The sequence below is a fragment of the Candidatus Omnitrophota bacterium genome, assembly GCA_028712255.1.
In the GTDB taxonomy this organism is placed as follows: Bacteria; Omnitrophota; Gorgyraeia; order Gygaellales; family Profunditerraquicolaceae; genus UBA6249.
In genome coordinates, this window is record JAQTQJ010000002.1 from 25,653 (window position 1) to 43,933 (window position 18,281).

The following is an 18,281-nucleotide window of genomic DNA, read 5'->3' on the forward strand; positions in this document are numbered from 1 at the left end:
GATCAAGACGCTGTTGGTATTTTTTTATGAATGCATCGGGTTTAAGAGCGTTGATTTTGTAGCGTATCCCCCTCCCCTTGTGGGAGGGGAAAGGGGCGGGGTAGGTGAAGGGCAAATTGACATCCACTGCCAGGAAGTTAAGGAATAATTCCACAGAAACTGAAAAATGCCTCTGGCAGGCGCTTCGTTACCATGGGCTTGGGGTTAAGTTTCGCAGGCAGGCTGTTATCGGCCGGTATATCGTTGATTTTGTATGTTTTGAAAAGAAATTGATTATTGAAGTTGACGGTGGACAGCATTCATCATCACAGGAAGATATTGAACGTGATCAATGGCTGCTTAAGCAGGGGTTCAAGATTTTAAGGTTTTGGAATCATGATGTGCTTGGCAATCAAGAGGGAGTTTTATCTAAGATAGTTGATTCTTTAAAATTGCCCCCTCCCTATCCCTCCCCACAAGGGGGAGGGTATCTCAATGGGATAAAATTATGAAAGGTAAATTCATTACATTCGAAGGGTCTGAGGGCTGCGGGAAGAGTACGCAGTCAAAAATGCTCTTTGACTGTCTTTTAGCAAAGGGGTTAAAGGTGATTTATCTTCGCGAGCCCGGAGGTGTCAATGTAAGTGAAATGATTAGGGAGATATTGCTTAATCCTAAAAATAAGATATCTGCCGAAGCCGAGACTTTGCTTTATATGGCTGCCCGCGCTCAAGTAGTTGAAGAGATTATTAAACCTGCGCTTATGGCGGAAAAAATAGTTATTTGCGATAGATTCATGGATTCAACTATTTGTTATCAGGGTTATGGATTAGGCATAGATATAAAATTAATTAAATCCATCGGTAATTTTGCTACTAGCGGTATAAGCCCTGATTTAACTATTTTTTTGGATCTACCTGTTAAAAGTGGGCTTAAATATCGGCATAAGTGCAAAGATCGTATCGAACAACGCTCTATCGGCTATCATGAGAAGGTGAGGAAAGGGTATCTTAGGCTTGTTAATAATGAGCCAGGAAGAATTAAGATAGTTAAGGTAGAAGAGAATAAATTTGAAACTCAAGCTAAAGTCAGGGAGATTGTGAATGCACTTTTCTGATATTTTAGGGCACAAAAAATCCTTAAACATAATCAATGCTTATATAGAAGGATCAAGCTTTTCCGGCGGATTTATCTTTAGCGGACCGGAAGGAATTGGTAAAAGAATGGTTGCCCAAGTTTGCGCTCAAAAATTAAATTGTACGGCTCAAAATGATAAACCATGCGGCTTATGTGTTGCCTGCCGCAAAATTGAAAAGCTAGAGCATCCCGATCTACATATTATCCAAAATGGCCAGTCGCAGATAAAAATTGAGGATATTCGTGGTATTTTGCGGGAGGCCAATTTTCGCCCGTATGAGGGATCGATGAAGATTTTTATTATCGATAACGCGCATAAGCTTAATATAGAGGCGGCAAACTCACTGCTTAAAACGCTGGAGGAGCCACCCAAAGATGTATTGATTATTTTAATAACGCATAAACCACAGAATATCATTAAAACTATTAGTTCTCGCTGTAAGCAAATAAAATTTTCTCCACTCGTAAGGGGGGAGCTTGAAACCATTTTGATTAAGGATTATTCTTTGGACAAGGCTGCTGCGCATTTCCTTAGTTTTTATTCCGAAGGCAGATTAGGCCTGGCTTTGAGATTAAAGGACTCTTTGTATCTGGCTCAAAAAAATAAGATATTTGATTCTTTTGTACTTTCTTCAAAGCCCCTTGAGCCTAATTTGATGGGGCAAAATAAGGAAGAGCTGCGTTCTTGTTTAAATATTCTTGCTTCCTGGTTCAGGGATATATATCTAATTAAGGCAGGATGTCCAGATAAAGAAATAATACATTTGGATAGGATTGGCGATTTATCAAAAATACACCTAAGATTTTCATTTAAACAGCTCGATGATATTATGGCGACTATATCGGATAGCTCGCTGTATTTGGAAAAAAATATTAACAGTAAGTTACTCTTACACAACTTAGGAGCATTATGGCAGAGAACATGATTTTGGTACAGCTTAGGAATTCCGGCTTGGTTGGCCTGTATCAAGCAGGGAATTTAATTTTAAAAGCCGGTGATTGTGTGATTGTTGAGCATGACAGGGGATTAGATTACGGGAGTGTTGTTTTACCAGGGCATGCCCGTTGTTGTGCTACTACTGAGGAGGGGGCAAAAGAGCCAGCGAAGAGGATAATTCGTCTGGCTAAGGAAAGCGATCTTAAGCAGATTGAAGATAATTTATCTAAAGCTAAGGAAGCATATAATGTTTGCGAGAAAAAAATCCTTGAGCATAAACTGGATATGAAATTAGTAAAGGCAGAGTATTCCTTTGACCGCTCAAAAATCTTGTTTTATTTTACTTCAGACGGCAGGGTAGATTTTCGTAACTTAGTCAAAGATTTGGCCAAGATGTTTAAGGCGCGTATTGAATTAAGGCAGATTGGGGTAAGGGATGAGGCCAGGCTTTTTGGTGGATATGGTTCATGCGGCCGGGAACTTTGCTGTAAAAAATTCCTGAAGGATTTTGAGCCGGTAACTATTAAAATGGCTAAAGAAGAAGGGCTGCCTTTGAATCCGCCTAAGATTTCTGGTCTCTGCGGCAGGCTTATGTGCTGCCTCTCTTATGAATATGAAACCTATAAGTTACTTTCTAAAGGCTTGCCGCATGAAGGAGAACATATAAGCACACAGCAAGGCAAGGGTAAGGTCATTAGTGTAAATGTTTTTAAGCGCATAGTCGGTGTTGAGCTTGAAGAGGGCGGTTATTTAGAAGTAAGTTATAAAGAAAAAGAGCATGGCAAATAAATTTTATATCACTACTCCTATTTATTATGTGAATGCATCCCCGCATATCGGCCATTCATATACAAATATTGCCGCAGACACCCTTGCCCGCTATAACCGTAATATTCTAGGAAAAGAAAATGTCTGGTTTCTTACCGGGACCGATGAACACGGCCAAAAAATAAAGAAAGCTGCCGATGATGCAGGGCTTTCACCAATTGAATTTGTCGATAAAGTAGTACTGCAGTTTAGGGATCTATGGAAGAAGCTTGAGATATCCAATGACGATTTCATCCGCACGACTCAAGGCAAGCATATTAAGTGCGTACAAAAGGCGCTTCAGATTGTATATGACAAAGGGGATATTTATGAAGGTAAATATGAAGGCTGGTATTGTACTCCTTGTGAGACATTCTGGCCCCTTTCGCAAATTACTGATAAGCCGCACGGCAATGGTTTGGCCTCCACTGGCCAAAGCCATAGCCTTTGTCCGGATTGTAAACGGCCACTTGAAAAAATAGTTGAAACTAATTTTTTCTTCAAATTATCAAAATATCAAGATTGGCTGATTAAATACATTAAAGATACTGATAATAATCCAGAGCGTATTCATTATATCCAACCGGCTTCCAGAAGGAATGAAGTCTTGGGTTTTTTAGAGAATAATAAACTGGAAGATCTTTGTATTTCCCGCCCCATAGAACGGCTCAGCTGGGGTATACCTTTACCTTTTAGCGCAAAGCATGTTACTTATGTTTGGTTTGATGCCCTGATTAATTATATCAGCGCGGTTGGGGAGTTTGACGCGCAAAATATCTATCGCTCCGCTTGGTGGGATAAGGATGTAAGGGTTGTACATTTGGTAGGTAAAGATATTTTAAGGCATCATGCTGTTTACTGGCCGATTATGTTGGAGGCTCTGGGTATAAGGCAGCCGGACACAATATTTGCTCATGGCTGGTGGATGATTAACGAAGATAAAATGTCCAAGTCACGCGGTAATATGGTTAATCCAGTTGAAATGGTAGATAAATTTGGCATAGACGTATACCGTTATTTTCTTCTGCGTGATGTGCCATTTGGTTTAGATGGTAATTTTTCAGAAGAAGCTATAATTAAAAGATTCAACGGTGATTTAGCCAATGATTTAGGCAATCTGATATATCGCACACTAACGATGATCGAGAAATATTATTCGGGTAAAATACCGGATTTGGATATTTATAATACTGGTTATGATGTTAGTGGCCAGAATATAAAAGATACGATAAAAAATCTGCATCAAGCAGTTTATGCTTCTTTAAATTGGGGTAATGATTTTAGCCTGGCACTTGAGAAAATTTGGGAGGTTATAGGTATAACAAATAAGTATGTTGAAGAGACCAAGCCCTGGAACCTGGTAAAAGAGGGTAAGGTTGAGCAGTTGCAAGCTTTTATCTGTTTATTAGTTGAGGCGATTAGAAAAATTGGCATAGAGATTGCTCCTTTTATGCCAAAGACCGCAGAATCTATTTTTTTGCAATTAGGCGGCAAAGAGATTAAAAAAGGAGCGCCTTTATTCCCTCGTATTGAAACCAAAAAGAAATAAATTTGTTTTTTATGCTTATCGATACTCATTGCCATCTTGATTTTCCTGCATTCAACGTGGACCGCGACGCGGTTATCCAGCGGGCAACCGATGCGGGAATAGCCTATTTTATAAATATCGGCGCTACTCTTGAATCTTCAATTGCTTCCTGTGAATTAGCCAAAAAATATACGCAAATTTATGCCAGCGTGGGTGTGCATCCGCATGATGCAGATGGTTTTGATGTTCGAGCAGAAAATAAATTAAGGGAGCTTGCGCAAAGTAACAAGGTCGTTGCTATCGGTGAAACAGGCCTTGATTATTATCGCAATTTGTCTAACCCGGATAATCAGAAAGAAGCGTTTATTAAACAAATTGAATTAGCCAAAGAATTAAAATTGCCATTGGTGATTCACTGCCGCCAGGCTGAAGCTGATGTTATACAGATTATAAAAAGCGCTTTGCCTTTGGCTGCTGTGGTGCATTGTTTTTCCGGAGATGAAAAATTTTTACAAGAATGCCTGGAATGCGGATTCTTTATCTCTTTTACCTGTAATATTACTTACAAAAAGGCTCAAAACTTAAGGGAGATGGTTCACTTAGCTCCCCTTGATAGATTGATGTTGGAAACCGATGCCCCATATTTGTCCCCGGAAGGATTCCGAGGGTTACGTAATGAGCCGCTTCAGATAAAATTATTGGCAGAGGAGGTTAGCCGGATAAAAGGGGTTAGTTTTGGGGAGATTGCAAACAAAACAAGCCAAAACGCAAAGAAATTCTTTAATTTAAAGGAATAAAAGGAACCGTTTCTATTTTTTAGAACGGAACTCGAAAAAATAGAAACGGTCCCTTTTATTAGAGAACCGTCCCCTTGATATTTAAAATGAATGCTAAAGTTTCTATAGTTAGATGTGGTAGTTATGAACCAAAAGCCGTCCAACAGGCAATAAGTGATATGCTTGGTTTTTTAGGCGGAATCACAGCTTTTATTAAACCGGGTTCCTTAGTACTGGTAAAACCAAATCTTCTGATGGCTAAGGAGCCGGAGAGCGGCATTACTACGCATCCGGAAGTCGTCAGGGCGGTTATCCGTATATTAAAAGAAATAAATTGCAAGATTATCATTGGTGACGGGCCAAGCGTCTGGGGTAAATATGTGGAAAATGTAGATGGTGTTTATGATATTACCGGGATAAAGAAGGTTTGTCAGGATGAAGGGGTTGGCCTGGTAATTTTCGATAAGCGCAGGATGCGTGATAAATTTCCGTTGACCACCTGGCTAGATGATTGCGATTATTTAGTGAACTTGCCTAAATTTAAAACTCATGAATTTACTTTACTTACCGGCTCAATCAAAAATCTTTTTGGTTTGGTTTCCGGAACCTACAAAACCGAACTGCATAAAAATTATTTTGAGCCTGCGGAATTTGCCAAGATTCTTGTAGATATATATGAACAAGCTAAACCTGCTCTAACGATTATCGATGGGATCTTAGCCATGGAGGGAGATGGCCCGGCAACTAGCGGCAAAACTCGCCAGCTTGGCCTTTTATTGGGCGGTTCTGATTGTGTGGCGCTGGATACGATTATGGCTAAAATAATGGGGATTACTAATCAGGAGATTTTATCGACAAAAGAAGCAGCAAGGCGCGGCCTGGGAGAAAATCAGGTACGTAGAATTAAAATAGAAGGAGAGGATATTAATAAATTGAATATTCGGCCGTTTATCATGCCGACAAATTCTATAATGATAAGCAGGCTGCCGGCGCCGATTAAAAAAATGCTTAAGCCTTTGATTCGGTATTATCCATATTGCCTTAATGCAAAATGTATCCGTTGTGGGCATTGCGTTGAGGTTTGCCCGCGCCGATGCATTAAGCTAAAAAAGAACGGTGTTCGTTTTGATTATAAAAATTGTATTGCCTGTTTTTGTTGCCAGGAGACTTGTCCACAAGCGGCAATTAAAGTGAAAAAGAGTATCTTGGCTAAGCTCATAGGGTTATAATGTTAGCGGGTTATTATTCGTCATTCTGAGGAGCCCCGCCAAAGGCGGGACGACGAAGAATCTTAGAAGCGAGATCCTTCGGGCCTATGGCCCTCAGGATGACAGCCACCCACTAATAAAATGAATATGAATATCATAACTATAGACTGGAAGAATAATAAAATCAGGTTAATTGATCAAACTAAATTGCCTCTTGAGTTAGTATATATTGATATTGATAACTTAAAAAGTTTATGGAGCGCAATTAAAGAGCTAAAGGTGCGCGGAGCTCCGGCATTGGGAGCGGCTGCCGGTTTAGGGATGTATCTGGGAATAAAAGATTATCCGGGCTCTGATTGGGGAAGTTTTAACCGTAAATTAAAAACAGTAGCTAAATATATTGCAAGTAGCCGTCCAACAGCCAGGAATTTATTCTGGGGTATTGAGAGGATATGCGAAGTTGTTTTAAAGAATAAAAATAAACCTATTCTTGAGATTAAACAAATAATTTTTTCTGAAGCCAAAAAAATTATGCGTGAGGATATGATCTCTTGCCGTAAAATGGGCGACTATGGCGCCAAACTGTTAAAGAACCATGATACAGTTTTAACAATCTGTAATGCTGGGATTCTTGCCACAATCGATTACGGTACTGCTTTGGGGGTTATTTATTCTGCCGCAAAGCTGGGTAAAAAAATAAAAGTTTTCTCTTGTGAAACTCGCCCTCTTTTACAGGGGTCACGTTTATCTGCCTGGGAATTGCATAAACAAGGCGTGGATGTTACAATGATTGCCGATAATACCGCAGCGCATCTTATGCATAAAGGAGAAGTAGACGCGGTAATTGCCGGAGCAGACCGGATTGCCTCAAACGGCGATTCCGCCAATAAAATCGGAACTTTTAACTTAGCAATTTTGGCTAAATACCATAAAATTCCTTTCTATATCGTAGCTCCCAAGAGTACCTTTGACCTGAAAATTAAAAACGGGCATGGTATTGAAATTGAGATGCGCACAAGAGAAGAAGTAGTCAAGATTCTCCTAAAAAAAGATACTGCTCCTTTTGGTGTGAAAGTGTTAAATCCCGCTTTTGATGTTACACCATCTTCGTTAATTAGTGGCATTATTACTGATTATGGAGTTATTCGGAGGCCGTATGTTTTAAATATTAAGAAAATTTTAAAAGGCAAGACTATCGCGAAATGAAATTTGTATTGTCATTCTGAGGGAGCGAAGCGACCGAAGAATCCAGATCCTTCGCCCTTCGGGCTCAGGATGACGGAAAATGGTATTTTACAACAGTGCCAAGGTAGATAAATGCAATTAAATAAAATTGGTGAATTTGGTTTAATTGAAAGGTTTCAGAGGATGATTAAAACTAATTCTTCTGTAATCCAGGGTAGCGGTGATGATTGCGCGGTTTTAAAGCTGGATAAGTTTAATTACCAGTTGTTTACTACCGATATGATAATTGAGGGGATAGATTTTAAAAAAAATGAAAATCTCAAGCTTGTAGGCAGAAAGTCCCTGGCTATCTCAATCAGCGATATTGCCGCCTGCGGTGGTATTCCTATGCATGCGGTAGTTGCCCTTGGCCTGCCGCAAAATATGCAGGTTAAACAGGTTGACCTATTGTCTAGGGGTATATTTGATTTGGCGAAAAAATTTAATATTAATATTGTCGGAGGGGATATCAGCGTCTCGGATAAATTGATTATTAATGTGAGTATGTTGGGCAGTGTTGAAAAAGATAAACTTTGCTTGCGCCTTGGCGCAAAAATAGGCGATATTATTATGGTTACCGGTGAGTTTGGCGGTTCGATAAAAGGGAAGCATCTAAAATTCATTCCTCGCCTGAAGGAGGCGCGTTTTTTAGTGAATAATTTTAAAATTAATTCAATGATTGATGTTTCTGACGGGTTAATCCAGGATTTAGGGCATATTTTAGAACAGAGTTTGGTGGGAGCGGTTTTATATGAGAGCCTTATTCCGCAAAGCAAGGAGGCCAAAGGGCTAGAGGATGCGCTTTATTCAGGTGAGGAGTTTGAATTGGTTTTTACGGCGTCAAGAGATCAGGCAAAAAAAATTATTCAAAATTCTAAATATTATTTTAAAGTTATCGGTGAAATTATGCCGGTATCATTTGGTTTAAAAATGATTAATCTTAAGGATAAATACTCTAAGATCAGGCTGCAGGGGTTTAAACATTTTTAAATGGAAAAAATATCTACTTCGGTTAATCAAACATTAAAAATAGGCAGTAAACTGGCAGGCTATCTTCGCGGAGGTGAAATTATTCTTTTATCCGGTTGCCTCGGTGCAGGCAAGACGGTTCTGGCTAAAGGGATTGCTCAGGGATTAGGGATTAACAAAGATTTTGTAATTAGCCCGACTTTTGTCCTCTTGCGCGTACATAAAGGTAAGCATCTGCTGCAGCATTTTGATCTTTACCGTTTGAAATCTATCGAGGATATTTTTGCTTTAGGATATGAAGAATATTTTTACTCGCAGGCCGTAACGCTTATTGAATGGCCCCAACGGTTGAAATTTCTCTTGCCAAAGGAATTTTTAAAGATTATTCTATCTGTGAAAACTAAAAATAAAAGGCTAATTAAATTCATCGCAAAAGGAAGAAAGCATAAAGAATTATTGGAGAAAATTCATGAATCCCGCACCTTCTAGAAATTTAACTATTAAAGCCGTATGGTTTGATGAATTAAGTAAGAAAGAAGGTGCATGATGAAGATACTGGGTATTGATACTACTACTAAAATTCTCTGCCTTGGGGTTTATATAGACGGAAGGCTTTACGAATATAATCTCGAAGTAGGAAGGCACCTTTCAGAGTTATTGGTTCCGACTATCCTAAGAGTAGTAACGGCAGTAGGATTAAAAATTGCGGATATCGATTATTTTGCCTGCGGTCTTGGCCCGGGGTCTTTTACCGGCATGCGCATAGGGTTGGCTACGATAAAAGGATTAAGCATTGTAAGGAATAAACCGGTTATCGGGGTATCCTCGTTGGATATTTTGGCTAAGAACACAGACTCGACAGAGCGCTTAATTGTTACTGCTCTTGATGCCAGGCGCAACTTTATTTATTGCAGTTCTTATAAATATGAAAAGGGTTGCCTTAAACGTAAAAGTGGATATTTACTTTTAGGCCTGGATGAATTTCTAAAAAAATTTGACAATAAGCCAATAGTTTTAGGAGACGCCATATCTTTGTATGGCGATAAAATATCAACTCGTATAAAAGGCGCAATTCTTCTGGATAAGGATTATTGGCCCCTTAAGGCGCATAATCTTATGGAACTTGCCCTTATGAAAATTCAAGCCAAGCAATTTACTTCGGCTCTCAATGTAAAACCAATTTATTTATACCCAAAAGAATGTCAAATAAAGAAAAAATAGGTTATCGGCCCACTTGGGCAGAGGTAAACCTTAATAATTTAGAGCATAATTTTAAAGAGGTTAAATCTTGCCTTGGTCTCCAGACAAAAATCCTGGTTACCGTAAAAGCTGATTCCTATGGCCACGGATTAATTGCTGTATCAAAAAGATTATCTGATTGTAATGTAGATTACTTAGGAGTTGCCTCGATTGATGAAGGGATTAAATTAAGAAAGGCCGGTATAAAGACGCCGATCTTACTTCTTGGCCTGATCCTGAAAAAAGATATCCAGCCGCTTTTTACCTATCAGCTTACTCCGACTGTTTGTGATAAAGAACTGGCATCTGCTATAAACAGCAAAGCCGCTAAGCTAAAAGAAAAAAAAGCGTTGCATATCAAAGTAGACACCGGAATGGGTAGAATTGGAGTCTTACATGATGAGGCGTTTTGTTTAGTAAGGCAGGTGCATAAGCTTAAAAATATTATCATTGAAGGCGTCTTTACGCATTTTGCCTTCGCGGATATTAACCGTGAATTTACAGATTACCAAATCAGTTTATTTAATAAGTTGATCATTGATTTAAAGAAAAGCGGTATAGTTATTCCGCTGGTGCATGCCGCCAATAGTATCGGGTTAATTGATTATAAACATAGTCACTTTACGATGGTTAGGCCGGGGTTAGTAATTTACGGGTTACATCCAAAGGGTGGCTTGAGTATAAAATTAAAACCGGTCTTGAGTTTAAAGACGCGTATCATTTTTATTAAGAAGCTCAAAAAAGGAAACAGTATAAGCTATGCAGGTACTTATATAACTAATCGCACAAGCAATATTGTTACTTTACCTATTGGTTATGGTGATGGATATCCTCGCAATCTTTCTAATTTAGCTCCGCTTTTGATTTCAGGAAAGCGATTTCATATCGCAGGCCGGATTTGTATGGACCAGGTTATGGTTGATGTGGGAAATTTTAAACCGAAAATCGGAGATGAAGTGGTTCTAATCGGCAGGCAGGGTAAGCAAAAAGTTACCGCTGAGGAGCTTGCGGATTTATCCGGTACGATTTCCTACGAGATTGTCTGTGGCTTAGGCAGCCGCATTCCTAGGATTTATAAATAAAGGGGACGGTTCTCTTGAAGAAGAGAACCGTCCCCTTTATTTTATGGTAATCTTGCTATAAGATAGAGGCTGGTGGATAAAACGATTATGTGGCTTAGTGATGCAGCTAGAAATGGCATAAGTAACCCGGATTTTCCAATCGCCAGGCATATGGCGTCTAAGACGTAATAGAGGAATCCTACGCTAATTGATATTCCGATAGCCGACATTCCCGTGGCACGTTTATGCATCAAGAGAGAAAAAGGAATTCCTAAGAGGATAATTATTATACTTGTAAACGGAGAAGTAAAACGTTGGTAAAGGTCTACTTTTAAGTTTCGGATTACTCCGGTTGCTCCGCTTTTAGAAAGCCTCCAGATATAATTTTGCATCTGGCGTATGTTCATTTGTTCCGGTTTTTGTCTTAACGATGCCATGTCCTCCGGGGTTTCTGGTATGGCCATAATTTCTTCTTCCATATAAAGCGGCTCATCGATTACCTGTCCATTTTGGTCAAAACTATATGTAATAGTCTGAAAAAACCTCCATAATCCGTCCCGATACGCTCCTTTTGAAGCGATGATCTTACTGGTTAAGTTTTGGTTTTGATCATGTTCTAAAATAGTGATTCCTTCCATAGTTTTTTTACTGGGTGAAAATTTACTGATAAAAAATAATCTATTCCTTAGGCCGTACATGGAAAGGTTTACAATTTCGTCAGACTTTTGTAGTTTACTTTTTAGCGAGCCTTCATCAATTTGGGCTTTAATTTTCTGGTTCTCAGCTAAAGAGGAGGGAACAAACCTGTCGCTTACCCAAAATACCGCAAAGCTAATAAGTAGGCCAAAAATCAGAGCATTTCTGGCGATATCAAATATACCTAGCCCACTTGAACGCATGGCAATAATTTCATTATTGTGATTGAGTTTTCCGAATGTGTAAACTGTGCTTAAGAGGCAGGCAAAAGGAGAGACCTGCACAAACATTATCGGTAAATATGAAAAATAGTAGCGTATTAAGAGTAAAAGTGTGGTTTGGTGTTTTATTATTTCATCCAGGTTTGTAAGCAGGTCGATGACAACATAAAGGAATAGGAAAACAAAGATACAGGAAATAAATATAGAGACAATCGATTTTAAAATGTAGCGGTCTAAGATGCGCATAGTTTATAGGTCAAGTATCCTGCTACGGCAGTAAAGATAATATTTGGAAGCCAGCAGGCAAGGGCCGCAGGAAGAATTCCCTCCATTGCCAGCGCCACTAGGCCAATATACAAAGGATAGTAGCAGACAATAACTAATACAGCGATTCCGATGTTAATAGATTTTTCGCGCCTGCGCGTAATAATTCCCAGTGAAGACCCCAGGAGCATAAATACTAAGCAAGTGAATGCAAGGGCTAATTTTTCGTGGATTTTAGTGATTAGTGGAGCCGGGCTGATTCCCTCGCTTTTTAATTTTTTTGCCTCTCTTTTTAATTCTTTAATTGTCATCTCTTTGTATTTTTTATCTACGACCTTATCCTGCATTTGTGCCATATCCAGGTTCATAAAGTAAGTGCGGAAATTAAGTTTATAAAAGTTAGTAGGGTTTTCCGGATCGGGCTCATCGCTTGTACCGTCGATAAGTTTCAATTTAATGATATTCTTTCCGGGTATGGTAATAAATTCTCCTGCCTTGGCGACAATCGTGCGTGTAGGCTTATCATCTCCTTGAGGTTCATAGATGCGGATATTATTTAGGCGGTTTTTCTTTTGATCCACATGATAGATAAAAAGAATATATTTTTGAAAGGAATCGATAAATACGCCTTCCTCAAAAGCTGCGGTGGGATTTTTTATCCCCATTTCTTGTAGAACCCTGCGGTAAGCAAAATGCGCATATGAGGCAGCCTGGTCATTAAAAACTGCCAGAGCTAAACTTAAGGCTAGGCCGATGGCCAATAAAGGCAGAATTAATTTAAACAGGTTTACGCCGCTGGCGCGGATAGCAATTACTTCGTTATCTCCGGATAACCTGCCCAAAGCAAGCAATATCGCTACCAGTATTGATATGGGTAAGGTATAGGTGACGATGTAGGGGGTAAGATAGATAAAAATTTGTATAACACTAAATAAATCGACACCTTTATTAATGACTAAGTCGGCAATACGTTTTAAGTTACCGATTAATACCATAACGAATGTCAATACTCCAAGGCATAAGAGAAGCGGCCCAACAAATTCCCTTAAGATGTAATTACGCAATATTTTCATATTTAGTTAGCTAAAGTCATAAGAAGCACCATTTTTGCCCCGGCTTCCTTTAGGCTTTTGGCTGCTTCGTTTGAGGTGGAACCGGTAGTTAAGACATCGTCGATTAACAGTAAATTCATATTTTTAATTAAATCCGGCTTAGCAACTAAGAAACTCATTTCTACGTTTTGACGGCGTTGCTGTGGAGTTAATTCTGTCTGAGTTTTGGTTGCTTTCCTGCGGATGAGTATATCACTTGCTATTTTTTTGTTAAATTCACCTGCAACCTGCTGAGCTAAGAGATTGGCTTGGTTGAATTCTCTTTCCCTTTGACGGCTTTTATGCAACGGGACAGGAATAATGAAATCAAGATATTCAATAGGCAGGTTATAATCCCTGATGAATGTATTCATGATGGATCCCAGAGGTTTTTTAAGGTAATCTTTACCGTTATATTTGAATTCATGTATCAATTTTTTTATTACTCCTGTATATACACATGGGCAAAACGCGCGGTCAAAATAAAATTTTGCGTTTGAACAATGTAAACAGGTATTTTTATCTATCGCTTTTATGTCCAAATGCCTGCCGCATGTTGCGCAGAAAGGAGGCAGGTTTTTTTCGATTCTTACCCAGCAGCTAGCGCAGATTGAGCCCTGTTCTTCTGTTAAATTTATCCTGTTTCCGCAGCTCAAACAGCAGTTTGGGTAAATTAAATCCTTTAATCCTTTAAGCAAACCGGACAGCATAAAGCTATAATAACAATGAAAATAAGCTTTGTCAAAGTAATTGACAGCCAGCTTTGGCGATAGTAGAATAACATTATGAAAAACTTAAAAACCATGCAATTAAAAGATAAATTATTTGAATTATTGAATAAAGAGGCTTTAAAAAGAGGAAAATTTGTGCTTTCTTCAGGTAAAAAAAGCAATTATTACCTTGATGGCCGGGTAATTACTTTGGATCCTGAAGGTGCCTATCTGGTTGCCGATATAATATTGGATATGGTTAAAGATGAAGCTTTGGATGCTATCGGCGGGCCGACTTTAGGAGCTGATCCTATTGTAGGGGCATTGGCTGCTTTAAGTTATATCAATAAACAGCCAATTAAAACTTTTATTGTGCGTAAACAGGCAAAAGAGCATGGAACGCAGAGGCAGGTGGAAGGTCCGGAATTAAAAAAAGGCCAACGTGTGATTCTTATAGATGATGTAGCTACTAGTGGAAAAGCAATCCTGGAAGCCAAACAGGCTTTGGATAAAATAGGAGTAGTCGCCGAGAAGGCAATTGTGATTGTTGACCGCAACCAAGGGGCTGCTGAAAATTTAGCTAAAGCAGGTTTGAAGCTAGAGTCAATTTTTAAGATCGCCGATTTCGGTCTCTAGATATTCTTGTGAAAAAAATAAAAATTGTAGTAGTTGGAGCAGGGCCGTCAGGGATGATGGCGGCAATCCATGCAGCATCTTTAGGCCGGGAGGTCATCCTTCTTGAAAGGAAGGCTACCTTAGGCAATAAACTTCTCTTAAGCGGCAAAGGCCGCTGCAATCTCACTAATACCGAAGAGCTGCAATATTTTCTGAAACGTTTCTCTAACGGAGATTTTTTAAGAGATGCATTTAAGAAATTCTTTTCCCCAGAATTAATCTCCTTTTTTGAGGAACGCGGTTTAAAGTTAAAAGTTGAGCGTCAAATGCGCGTATTCCCTCAGAGTGACCGATCATCTAGTGTCTTAGACATATTAAAAAAAGAATTAATTAAACAAAAAGTAGAAATCATTTGTAAAAGTAAAGTAGTTGATTTGCTTGTTGCTAATGGCGCAGCCAGAGGAGTGCGCTTAGAGGATCAAAAAGATATTGCGGCTGACCGGATAATTTTAGCCGGGGGAGGGGCAAGTTACAGTTTTACCGGTTCCGACGCATCACTAATAAATATCGCCAAGAGATTCGGGCATACGATTGTTCCTCTAAAAGCAGGTTTAGTGCCGCTTGATGTGAAACAAAGTTATCTTAAAAAAATAGAAGGCCTCACTTTGCGTAATATCAGGTTTTCCGCCAAAGTCCTTGGCGGATCCGCCACGATTTGTGGCGGAAAATTTTCCGATGGTAAAACACAGATTAACTCTGAAATAGGAGAACTGGTTTTTACGTCGACCGGAATATCCGGGCCGCTTGTAATTTCTTTAAGCGGCAAGGTAAGCGATTTATTGGGGCCAGGCAAAAAAGTTTATGTGGATATAGATCTAAAACCGGCATTATCGATTGAGCAGTTGGATGGGCGCTTGCTTAGAGAGTTTAAATCCAACTCCAAAAAAATTATTCAGAATATGCTCAAAGAATTATTGCCTTTACGTTTAATTAAAGTTTTTACAAATATTACAGGAATCAACCCGCTTAAAAAATGCAGCCAGATTACGCAAGGCGAAAGGCAAAAGATCATTTCCTTGCTTAAAGGTTTTCGCATGGAGATTTCTGGTCCCCGTCCCATTGAAGAAGGTATGGTTACCCGGGGAGGAGTGAGTCTAAAGGAAATAAACCCGCGCACTATGGAATCACGCCTGATTAAGGGATTATATTTCTGCGGAGAGATGATTGATATAGACGCGGATACCGGCGGATTTAACCTTCAGGCAGCTTTTTCGACGGGGTATTTGGCGGGGGAGAGCGTGGCGATAAGTTAAGCAAATGATAGTATGAAAATCTATTTAGCATCAAAATCAAAAGCCAGAAAAAAATTGTTAGATAAGTTTGGCTTGAAATTCAAAGCCTTTCCTTCTAAAGTCAAAGAAGTAAATAAACGCGGTAATTTATCTTATGCGCAATTAGTTAAGAATAATGCGCGCAATAAGGCCAAAGATGTAGCTTCGAAAGTAAAAGAGGGCATTATTATTGCCGCCGATACTATTTGCGTACAGAATGGGTTGATATTTGGCAAACCTAAAAATATTCAAGATGCCCGTCGAATGCTTAAAAAACTATCCAGCGCCCCGCAGTGGCTTTATACTGGGATAGCAGTGATCAAAAAAGACAAAAGCACAGAAAAGTTAGTATTAGATTATGAAAAAACAAAAGTCCATATGGACAGATTAAACGATAAAGAAATCAGTAAATATTTTAAACAGGTATCTCCAATGGATAAAGCAGGGAGTTTTGATATACAGGGGAAGGGGGCGTTTTTTATTAAGAAGATAGATGGCTGTTTTTATAACGTCGTAGGTTTGCCTTTACGAAAACTTTATCATATCTTTAAAAGGTTTGGGGTACTCTCTGTAATCTGTTTTGTCTTATTGCTTTGTGGCTGTTCTACCGAGTATAATCTTGTCACTAAACAGGAGGAGCAATATTATTACAGTACAGATAAAGAAGTGGCGATGGGACAGGCGATTAACCGCCAGGTAGAAAAAGAATTAAAATTCTCTAATGACCCTTTGCAGAAAAAACGCCTGGAGGATATCGGTAAGAAGATCGTCGCAGTAAGCGATAGAAAAGAGATCGATTATTATTTTCAGGTTTTGCAGGATGATACCGTGAATGCCGTTTCTTTGCCCGGAGGCTACATCTACGTAAATACCGGATTATTGGATAAAGTTTCTAGTGATGATGAGTTGGCTTGCGTTTTGGCGCACGAAGTCGGCCATATCGTTGCCCGGCATTCTATTAAAAAACTTCAGGCAATGCAAAGCTTTTCTATATTAAGATTGTTGGTAGCTGTAGCTCCTACTGGCGGCTCAGGAGAAATCGGTAATGCCGCCGATATTGCTTTTACCCAATTTCTCCTTGGATATAGCCGGGAGGATGAGTTGCTGGCGGATCAATTGGGGGCCCGTTATGCTAAGCGGGCCGGCTATGATCCGCACGCGATGATTACTTTTTTAAATAAACTGCAGGATATAAACCGTAGGATGCCACTTCAGGAACAATCATATTTTAAAACCCACCCCTATGTTCCTGACAGGATTAGAATTGTTAAGCAGGAAATTGGCGAGCCAATTAAATTTAGCGATTATATCAATATTGAACAGAAGCCGCATGAATAAGTTAATTTGTTCTTTAGCGATAATTTTATTAGTTTTTATTTATTTTTATGCAGGCCTACCTGTTGGGCGGGTAGGGAAAATTTTACCGCAAGAAAAATTGGATAAAGATTTAATAAAATTAAATAAAATAAATATGGATAATCCTTTCGGGGTTCTTGAATTTCTACATTGGAATCATTCTTGGAATAATTACAAATATCCCAGCAATCTTGACCTAGAAAAGGCCGTCTCTCTGATGCAAAGTGCCGGAGTTGGTTGGATAAGATTGGATTTCCTATGGGAAGATATCGAGCCGGCTGAGGGTAACTTTGATTTTGCAAAATATGATAATATTGTTAAATTAGTTAGGAGTAAAGGAATCTATATTCTAGGTATATTGCATTACAGTACAGGTTGGGCTTCCTCATGCAGAGAATGGAATTGTCCGCCTAAAGATAACACTTTATTTATTAATTACACAAACAAAGTTATCCAACGCTATAAGGAACAGATTAAATACTGGGAGATTTGGAATGAGCCGGATTCTGTTACCTATTGGAAACAACAGGATGGCCTTAAGTCTTACTGCGTTTTATTAAAAGAAGTATATCTTGCGGCTAAGAAAATTGATCCGGATTGTAAAATTTTAAATGGCGGCCTTGCTAATGGGCTCTCAAGTATCAACCATCTTTATGATAACGGCGCAAAAGATTATTTTGACATATTAAACCTGCATTTTTTTCAAAACCCATTATTCGGGAACAATGCCATGAGAGCTATAGCCACTTTCCCTAAGCTTGCTTATAAGATAATGGTGCGTAACGGGGATGCAAATAAGAAAATATGGATAACTGAAATTGGTTGTCCGGGAGTAAGGACGGGATTACAAACAAATAACTGGTGGCTGGGAGATAATCCCAGTGAATCTGAGCAGTCCAGGTGGCTTAAAGATGTGTATATTGAATTGTTAAAAAATCCGCGGGTAGAGAAGATTTTTTGGGCATTTTTCCGGGATACTAAAGATCACTGGAAAAATGGAGTGGATTATTTTGGTTTAGTGCGTTGGGATTATTCGTGTAAACCTTCTTTTAAGGCTTATCAAGAATGTTTTAAAGAATGGAAAAGAGATAAGAATTTAAAAAAATAATGGTATACTTAAAGTAAGGGGGGT

Annotated in this window: 19 protein-coding genes; 16 read left to right on the top strand and 3 right to left on the bottom strand. The window is 39.0% G+C overall.

Annotated elements, in window-relative coordinates; genetic code table 11:
- Window positions 1-104: 104 nt before the first annotated feature.
- The 12 genes from PHC29_01245 (at window position 105) to alr (ending at window position 10,886) form a co-directional block, all read left to right on the top strand.
- On the top strand, window positions 105-491 hold the full coding sequence (locus PHC29_01245; GenBank protein MDD5108126.1) for an endonuclease domain-containing protein: 387 nt from the start codon (window positions 105-107) through the stop codon (window positions 489-491).
- A complete protein-coding gene (tmk, locus tag PHC29_01250) occupies window positions 488-1,096 on the top strand; it encodes a dTMP kinase (GenBank protein ID MDD5108127.1) in 609 nt (202 codons plus the stop codon). Before PHC29_01245 ends, tmk begins: the two co-directional genes overlap by 4 nt.
- Window positions 1,083-2,042 (top strand): DNA polymerase III subunit delta', encoded by a 960-nt coding sequence (gene holB, locus PHC29_01255; GenBank protein MDD5108128.1) that lies wholly within the window; start codon window positions 1,083-1,085, stop codon window positions 2,040-2,042. The genes tmk and holB overlap by 14 nt, the downstream gene beginning before the upstream one ends.
- Window positions 2,027-2,842, top strand: a complete 816-nt coding sequence (locus PHC29_01260; protein MDD5108129.1) for a stage 0 sporulation family protein — start codon at window positions 2,027-2,029, stop codon at window positions 2,840-2,842. The genes holB and PHC29_01260 overlap by 16 nt, the downstream gene beginning before the upstream one ends.
- Window positions 2,832-4,409: a methionine--tRNA ligase gene (metG, locus tag PHC29_01265; GenBank protein MDD5108130.1), complete on the top strand. Its 1,578-nt coding sequence runs from the start codon at window positions 2,832-2,834 to the stop codon at window positions 4,407-4,409. The genes PHC29_01260 and metG overlap by 11 nt, the downstream gene beginning before the upstream one ends.
- An 11-nt stretch (window positions 4,410-4,420) precedes the next feature.
- A complete protein-coding gene (locus tag PHC29_01270) occupies window positions 4,421-5,185 on the top strand; it encodes a TatD family hydrolase (GenBank protein MDD5108131.1) in 765 nt (254 codons plus the stop codon).
- Window positions 5,186-5,271: 86 nt separating this feature from the next.
- Complete coding sequence (locus PHC29_01275) at window positions 5,272-6,393, top strand: DUF362 domain-containing protein (protein ID MDD5108132.1); 1,122 nt, start codon at window positions 5,272-5,274, stop codon at window positions 6,391-6,393.
- A 126-nt stretch (window positions 6,394-6,519) separates the two neighbouring features.
- Window positions 6,520-7,578 carry an S-methyl-5-thioribose-1-phosphate isomerase gene (gene mtnA / locus PHC29_01280; GenBank protein MDD5108133.1) on the top strand — a complete coding sequence of 353 codons (1,059 nt, stop codon included), beginning with the start codon at window positions 6,520-6,522 and terminating at the stop codon, window positions 7,576-7,578.
- Window positions 7,579-7,689: 111 nt separating this feature from the next.
- Window positions 7,690-8,586 (top strand): thiamine-phosphate kinase, encoded by an 897-nt coding sequence (locus tag PHC29_01285; GenBank protein ID MDD5108134.1) that lies wholly within the window; start codon window positions 7,690-7,692, stop codon window positions 8,584-8,586.
- The gene (gene tsaE / locus PHC29_01290) at window positions 8,587-9,054 is read left to right on the top strand and encodes a tRNA (adenosine(37)-N6)-threonylcarbamoyltransferase complex ATPase subunit type 1 TsaE (GenBank protein MDD5108135.1); all 468 of its coding nucleotides are present in this window, start codon (window positions 8,587-8,589) and stop codon (window positions 9,052-9,054) included. It abuts the gene before it with no gap.
- Window positions 9,055-9,108: 54 nt separating this feature from the next.
- Window positions 9,109-9,786 (top strand): tRNA (adenosine(37)-N6)-threonylcarbamoyltransferase complex dimerization subunit type 1 TsaB, encoded by a 678-nt coding sequence (gene tsaB, locus PHC29_01295; protein MDD5108136.1) that lies wholly within the window; start codon window positions 9,109-9,111, stop codon window positions 9,784-9,786.
- Window positions 9,765-10,886: an alanine racemase gene (gene alr / locus PHC29_01300; GenBank protein ID MDD5108137.1), complete on the top strand. Its 1,122-nt coding sequence runs from the start codon at window positions 9,765-9,767 to the stop codon at window positions 10,884-10,886. Before tsaB ends, alr begins: the two co-directional genes overlap by 22 nt.
- A 41-nt stretch (window positions 10,887-10,927) precedes the next feature.
- On the opposite strand, the gene PHC29_01305 is transcribed toward alr, so the two are convergent.
- Genes PHC29_01305 through PHC29_01315 form a run of 3 tightly spaced genes read right to left on the bottom strand, consistent with a single transcriptional unit; the run spans window position 10,928 to window position 13,847 of the window.
- On the bottom strand, window positions 10,928-12,028 hold the full coding sequence (locus tag PHC29_01305; protein ID MDD5108138.1) for an LptF/LptG family permease: 1,101 nt from the start codon (window positions 12,026-12,028) through the stop codon (window positions 10,928-10,930).
- Window positions 12,016-13,119 carry an LptF/LptG family permease gene (locus PHC29_01310; protein ID MDD5108139.1) on the bottom strand — a complete coding sequence of 368 codons (1,104 nt, stop codon included), beginning with the start codon at window positions 13,117-13,119 and terminating at the stop codon, window positions 12,016-12,018. Before PHC29_01310 ends, PHC29_01305 begins: the two co-directional genes overlap by 13 nt.
- Window positions 13,120-13,121: 2 nt before the next feature.
- On the bottom strand, window positions 13,122-13,847 hold the full coding sequence (locus PHC29_01315; GenBank protein ID MDD5108140.1) for a ComF family protein: 726 nt from the start codon (window positions 13,845-13,847) through the stop codon (window positions 13,122-13,124).
- A 75-nt stretch (window positions 13,848-13,922) separates the two neighbouring features.
- Between PHC29_01315 and pyrE the strand changes: the two genes are divergently transcribed.
- The 4 genes from pyrE to PHC29_01335 are packed head-to-tail and all read left to right on the top strand — an operon-like array spanning window position 13,923 to window position 18,257.
- Entirely contained in the window at window positions 13,923-14,483 is a 561-nt protein-coding gene (gene pyrE, locus PHC29_01320) for an orotate phosphoribosyltransferase (protein ID MDD5108141.1), read from the top strand.
- Window positions 14,484-14,491: 8 nt separating this feature from the next.
- A complete protein-coding gene (locus tag PHC29_01325) occupies window positions 14,492-15,775 on the top strand; it encodes an NAD(P)/FAD-dependent oxidoreductase (GenBank protein ID MDD5108142.1) in 1,284 nt (427 codons plus the stop codon).
- Window positions 15,776-15,787: 12 nt separating this feature from the next.
- Window positions 15,788-17,131, top strand: a complete 1,344-nt coding sequence (locus tag PHC29_01330; protein ID MDD5108143.1) for a Maf and M48 domain-containing protein — start codon at window positions 15,788-15,790, stop codon at window positions 17,129-17,131.
- On the top strand, window positions 17,124-18,257 hold the full coding sequence (locus PHC29_01335) for a beta-galactosidase (protein MDD5108144.1): 1,134 nt from the start codon (window positions 17,124-17,126) through the stop codon (window positions 18,255-18,257). The genes PHC29_01330 and PHC29_01335 overlap by 8 nt, the downstream gene beginning before the upstream one ends.
- The last annotated feature ends 24 nt before the right edge of the window (window positions 18,258-18,281 follow it).

Coding starts and splice junctions, on each gene's coding strand:
- tmk (MDD5108127.1), top strand. CDS start 488: ATGAAAGGTAAATTCATTACATTCGAAGGGTCTGAGGGCTGCGGGAAG.
- holB (MDD5108128.1), top strand. CDS start 1,083: ATGCACTTTTCTGATATTTTAGGGCACAAAAAATCCTTAAACATAATC.
- PHC29_01260 (MDD5108129.1), top strand. CDS start 2,027: ATGGCAGAGAACATGATTTTGGTACAGCTTAGGAATTCCGGCTTGGTT.
- metG (MDD5108130.1), top strand. CDS start 2,832: ATGGCAAATAAATTTTATATCACTACTCCTATTTATTATGTGAATGCA.
- PHC29_01270 (MDD5108131.1), top strand. CDS start 4,421: ATGCTTATCGATACTCATTGCCATCTTGATTTTCCTGCATTCAACGTG.
- PHC29_01275 (MDD5108132.1), top strand. CDS start 5,272: ATGAATGCTAAAGTTTCTATAGTTAGATGTGGTAGTTATGAACCAAAA.
- mtnA (MDD5108133.1), top strand. CDS start 6,520: ATGAATATCATAACTATAGACTGGAAGAATAATAAAATCAGGTTAATT.
- PHC29_01285 (MDD5108134.1), top strand. CDS start 7,690: ATGCAATTAAATAAAATTGGTGAATTTGGTTTAATTGAAAGGTTTCAG.
- tsaE (MDD5108135.1), top strand. CDS start 8,587: ATGGAAAAAATATCTACTTCGGTTAATCAAACATTAAAAATAGGCAGT.
- tsaB (MDD5108136.1), top strand. CDS start 9,109: ATGATGAAGATACTGGGTATTGATACTACTACTAAAATTCTCTGCCTT.
- alr (MDD5108137.1), top strand. CDS start 9,765: ATGTCAAATAAAGAAAAAATAGGTTATCGGCCCACTTGGGCAGAGGTA.
- PHC29_01305 (MDD5108138.1), bottom strand. CDS start 12,028: ATGCGCATCTTAGACCGCTACATTTTAAAATCGATTGTCTCTATATTT.
- PHC29_01310 (MDD5108139.1), bottom strand. CDS start 13,119: ATGAAAATATTGCGTAATTACATCTTAAGGGAATTTGTTGGGCCGCTT.
- PHC29_01315 (MDD5108140.1), bottom strand. CDS start 13,847: ATGCTGTCCGGTTTGCTTAAAGGATTAAAGGATTTAATTTACCCAAAC.
- pyrE (MDD5108141.1), top strand. CDS start 13,923: ATGAAAAACTTAAAAACCATGCAATTAAAAGATAAATTATTTGAATTA.
- PHC29_01330 (MDD5108143.1), top strand. CDS start 15,788: ATGAAAATCTATTTAGCATCAAAATCAAAAGCCAGAAAAAAATTGTTA.
- PHC29_01335 (MDD5108144.1), top strand. CDS start 17,124: ATGAATAAGTTAATTTGTTCTTTAGCGATAATTTTATTAGTTTTTATT.